3 protein-coding genes and 2 pseudogenes are annotated in these 4327 nt (G+C 56.0%); 2 read left to right on the top strand and 3 right to left on the bottom strand.

Annotated elements, in window-relative coordinates:
- Positions 1-1068: 1068 nt before the first annotated feature.
- Positions 1069-1455 carry a hypothetical protein gene (locus IB277_RS37435; protein WP_192373378.1) on the bottom strand — a complete coding sequence of 129 codons (387 nt, stop codon included), beginning with the start codon at positions 1453-1455 and terminating at the stop codon, positions 1069-1071.
- A gap of 598 nt (positions 1456-2053) precedes the next feature.
- Between IB277_RS37435 and IB277_RS37430 the strand changes: the two are divergent.
- Positions 2054-2377 (top strand): annotated as a pseudogene (locus IB277_RS37430) (DDE-type integrase/transposase/recombinase); the annotation flags it as partial.
- Positions 2378-2394: 17 nt separating this feature from the next.
- Here IB277_RS37430 and IB277_RS37425 read toward each other — a convergent pair.
- Positions 2395-2826 (bottom strand): annotated as a pseudogene (locus IB277_RS37425) (IS630 family transposase); the annotation flags it as partial.
- Positions 2827-3191: 365 nt separating this feature from the next.
- On the opposite strand from IB277_RS37425, the gene IB277_RS39110 reads away from it, so the two are divergent.
- Positions 3192-3725 (top strand): hypothetical protein, encoded by a 534-nt coding sequence (locus IB277_RS39110; protein ID WP_371813778.1) that lies wholly within the window; start codon positions 3192-3194, stop codon positions 3723-3725.
- Positions 3726-3954: 229 nt separating this feature from the next.
- Here the strand turns inward: IB277_RS39110 and IB277_RS38540 are convergent, their stop codons facing one another.
- Complete coding sequence (locus tag IB277_RS38540) at positions 3955-4263, bottom strand: transposase (RefSeq protein ID WP_246812923.1); 309 nt, start codon at positions 4261-4263, stop codon at positions 3955-3957.
- Positions 4264-4327: the final 64 nt, after the last annotated feature.

Raw genomic sequence — 4327 nt, 5'->3', positions numbered from 1 at the left:
TCGCCGCCGGCCGCCATCGATAATCTCAAGTCGTTCCATTCCGCACTGTCCGTATTGACGTCAATAAGGACAGTCAGTGCCAAATCCGACAATTCCTACAAGGCGACCCACCTCGGATGCGTACGGAACAAGCCGATCTTCAGGCTTTAAACAGGGTCCGAGATCAGATGATCGGAACGAGAACGCGTCTGATCAATCAGATGCGAGCTTTCTGCCTCGAGTACGGGATCGCCCTGCGGCAAGGCGCGGGCCTGTTCAAGCTCGACCTGCCGCAAGCTTTCGAAGATCCAACGATCTCTCGCCGGCAATGCGTAAGCTGCTCGCAGACCTGTTTGACGATCTGCGCCAGTTGGAACAGCGCATTGGTGACGTCATACGCGAGATCGAGGCGACCGCCAGTCGCGAGGATGTCGCACGACGGCTCATGACGATCCCTGGGATCGGAGCGTTGGGGGCAACTGCGCTCCTGGCTGCCAGTGGAAACGGCCGACAATTCCAGAAAGCTATACACACTCATCGCTCGGAAATATCACGCCCAATGAGTTTGCAATGAAAATCGCTCTGGAACAACAGGCGGCATGAGCCCAGATGGAAAATCAAAGACTCTCCCGAAATTTGGAGGAAGTTCAGGGTCTCAGGTCACTTGCAGCAGCTTCGACGCGCGCGAAACTAACCCTTTCACTAGCCCCTTTCGAAAGGGGCACCACCGATCCCGAGGGCAAGGCCTTTCGACGGTAGCCGTAAAGCTGCGAGGGATCTAGCCCCTCAGCGTGGGCGATCGCTGATACGTGGTTCGCCCCCGGCAGCATTGTCTCCGCAATCAGCCGAGCCTTCTTGAATTAGGCTAGTGCCTTTGAGGTTCTGGCGGCGACACCAATACGGACGAGGCGCACGCCACGCGGTTGGCCGGATGCTGAGTCACCACATCCGGTAGACTGGCAAATTAGCCGTCTGATCCTTCGACACCCCAAAGGGCGCACTCCAACTTTTGGGGAAATCTCGAGCGGAATTGACACCATCTCAATGGAAATACATTCTTCGTGAAGAACCCCGGAAAAATATCACGGGTTATTCATGGTCGGGGGCCCGTTGTTTTGCGCGCACGACTGCCACGCAAAGGGCGAGAGCTGGGGTGGCAGCATCGCTGTGCGGACAATCGCCGATTACAGCATACCCCCTATTGTCACGCCAAACAAAACCGAGATATTCATTCCCAGCAACGTTCCGCGCCGAACTAAATGCATCATCGAGTGAGGTCGTAAAGGACGGCAGGTTGTCGTAATCCCTTCCATCCGGGGAGATCCAAATCACTTTACGATTTGGCCCCTCAACCTCGTTTTCACGTATATATTCCATTCTTCGCCGCCAACCGGTGAGGATTGCCATCATCGCATCGAGCCTGTCGCTTCCCTCGGAGGCCGCCTTCAACTCGTTGATCAGTGCCTCGATCGCCATCACCTTTTCTCTTGCTGGGTACGAACTCGAAACCATTATAATAGACCGCTAGGGATGAGTAGATGCATAAGATTGACCGGGTTATTTTCACTGCGGACTCTAGTCAACGACTAGGAAAGATCAAGTCACAAAGACGAGACAAGCGACAGTGCGATCTCTCGGAAGAACAAAGGGACGCGGCGAATCCGCTAATCCGCTAGTGTCCCGTCGGCCTTGTATATATGGGCATGCGGTTAAGGGCCGCGCTCGACAGAATTACCGAACGCTGCAAGTCTACGTTTTCGTCACCGCGGCGTCCGTACGCGGTTTAGCCGCACTCCACCCTGTGAGGGCGGCGGTTAGAATGACGTTCAGCGCCCGCACGTGGTAAGCAATCTTGCCGGCTTAAAGCGGTCCCTATCTTCACATCTTGTAACGCGTATGCGCAGCGCAAATTATCGAGAAACGCTTTGGGGTCACGCATACCCCATGCCACCGAGCATATATTAGATAACGGTTGCGCCGACATAGTAAGGGAATTGGGCTGTTGGCACCAGCCAGAGGCGTTGGTCAAGACCCTGAAACACGACCACGTCCTCCGTATCGCACCCACTCCCGACGGTGGTGCCCAGATGGCTTGGCGTTTGGCTGCGACAACAAAGACTAGGTGCGTGTTGCGTTCGCCCTCGACTGCTGCGATCGCGAGGCCATCGCCCGTGTCGCAACCACCGAAGGGATCACGAGCGAAAACGTTCACCTCGTCATCACGTCTGTCGAAAACCGGTCCGGTCGGATCAACATCCTTCCAAAACCCATCGAATGGTTCACGGACAATGGCCCGTCCTTCATCGCGAAGGACACGGAATCGCTGCTGCGGGAGATTGGCTCGGAACAATGCTACACACCCATCCGCAGCCCGCAATCGAACGGCATCGCCGAAGCCTTGTCGATACCGAATCAATACACGCCGTGCTTCACGCGACGACGTGTGAGTTTTTGCGAAAAGCCCTCGACGACGTTGAGCCACGAACTGGATGTCGGGGCGAAGTGGGGGCCTTTGCGGTTGCCGAACTCCTGATGCCAGCGACGCTGCATATTGCGGCCGATCACTGAGCGATCAAGCACATTGTGGGCGGCAAACAGGGTGTCGGTGCGATGGCCTTTATAATAATGGGTCATAGTTCCGCCCGGACCCTTCTCCAACGTAAGGGTCGCGTGCGTCCGGTCGAGTGCCTGGATTTGGCTTCTTTCATCGGCGGAAAGGACAATGGCATGGGCCGAAAGCGAGGCATAGAGCGCGACGACATCGCGCAGTTTCTCGGCAAACGCCTTGTCATTCGACAGTTTGGAGCGGCGCCAGCGGTGCGGCGCCAAACCATGCTCGTGCCAGATCTACCCCTGTTCACATCCGGCAACGTCGCACATTCAACGAGTCATGGGAGACCAAGATCGGACATTTGCCAGGTAAGGGCGGCAGTTTCGGAAATACTGACGACCGAGTTCTGGACTGGCTTCGCGTCACCTGTTCCGGTAGTTGTGACCGCTCAGGACCACCGACCACGCAAAAGTGGAGAAGGCACTTGGCCATATTTCAGAGTTTCTGGCACGGGGAACATTTGCCCGCCCACGTACAATCCTGTATTCAATCCTTCATTCGCTTGGGGCATGAGTATCACCTGTATAGCTACCGAGAATTCGCCTCAGCGCCAACCGGGACCGTCCTGAAGAGTGCGGCAGAAATTTTTCCCGAGAGCGACGTGTTTTTTTACACGAAACCGGACGGCACCAGGGGGAGTGTGTCAGCGTTCTCCAATCTTTTTAGGTACGCGCTGCTGTCCGAGCGCGGCAATTGGTGGGTTGACGCCGATGTCGTTTGCTTGAGCGCTCACGAGCCTCCGGGCGACTTGTTCTTTGGTTGGGAGGATGATCGCTACGTCGGTAGTGCCATCCTGAGGCTTCCATATCAACACCCTGTCCTCCGAGAACTCCTCAGGCGGAGTTCTGAAGCAGGGCGAGACCTTCCATGGGGTGCCACAGGACCAAAGCTTTTAACCGCCGTTGTCAAGGAGTTGAAGTTCATGCGCCAAGGTTACCCCGCCCACTACTCATATCCAGTGCATTGGCAGGAACACAAGAGCCTAGTGCTCAAGTCGGATTGGCAAAAGATATCGCAAAAGTTGCGCGGAGTTCCGTTCCTCCATCTCTGGAACGAAAGGTTCAAATCCAGTACAGATTTCAATCTTGAAAGGCCCGAACCTGGCTCAGTCGTCGCCGAATTACTCTATCGGTGATCTTTTTGCTTCCGCTCGACGTCGCGTCGGCGGAGGCTCTACTATGGCGCAGAATGAAGATCGTTCGATATCGAACAGCCGTTGTTCTCGCAGCAGCTCTGCTTGTCTTGGTCGCGGCTCAGGTTGCGGATTTCGGATTAGCGGGACGCGATTCCGACAAGTCCGGGACAGTCGTTTCACGAAGAGATCTGTGCGCGGGTAAGGTCTTCCAATTGAATTTGCTGTATTTTTATCCGGGACGGAGGAAATGTGCGGTTGCGGGTATCGCCACGTCCGCCGTGAGACGGCGGCCGATCGGAGGGCGGGTTGTTGCCTGTCTGGCGGCGGCGGCAACGATCTTCAACGTTCGTTTGATGTTGTAGGCGATGGCGGTGAGGCGGATCTGCATGGCGGCCTTGGCAAGCCCGCGCCATCGCATGCGTCGAAGACCATAGCTTAGCTTCCAGGTGCCGAAGATCGTCTCGTTGGTTCCAGGCTGTTGGTTTCCGCGCGGAACTGAGCCGGTTAGGCGCATAATTTCCATTGAGAATTGAGCCATGTGAACCTTCCCCTCAACGCGGTGAGCGACGGGGGCAACGGAGTGATCCACATGGGACTTTTAA

Origin of the sequence: Ensifer sp. ENS07, assembly GCF_014852185.1 — a bacterium.
Taxonomy (GTDB): Bacteria; Pseudomonadota; Alphaproteobacteria; order Rhizobiales; family Rhizobiaceae; genus Ensifer; species Ensifer adhaerens.
The sequence above is the reverse complement of the archived record's forward strand: the minus strand, read 5'-3'. Positions and strand labels throughout refer to the sequence as shown.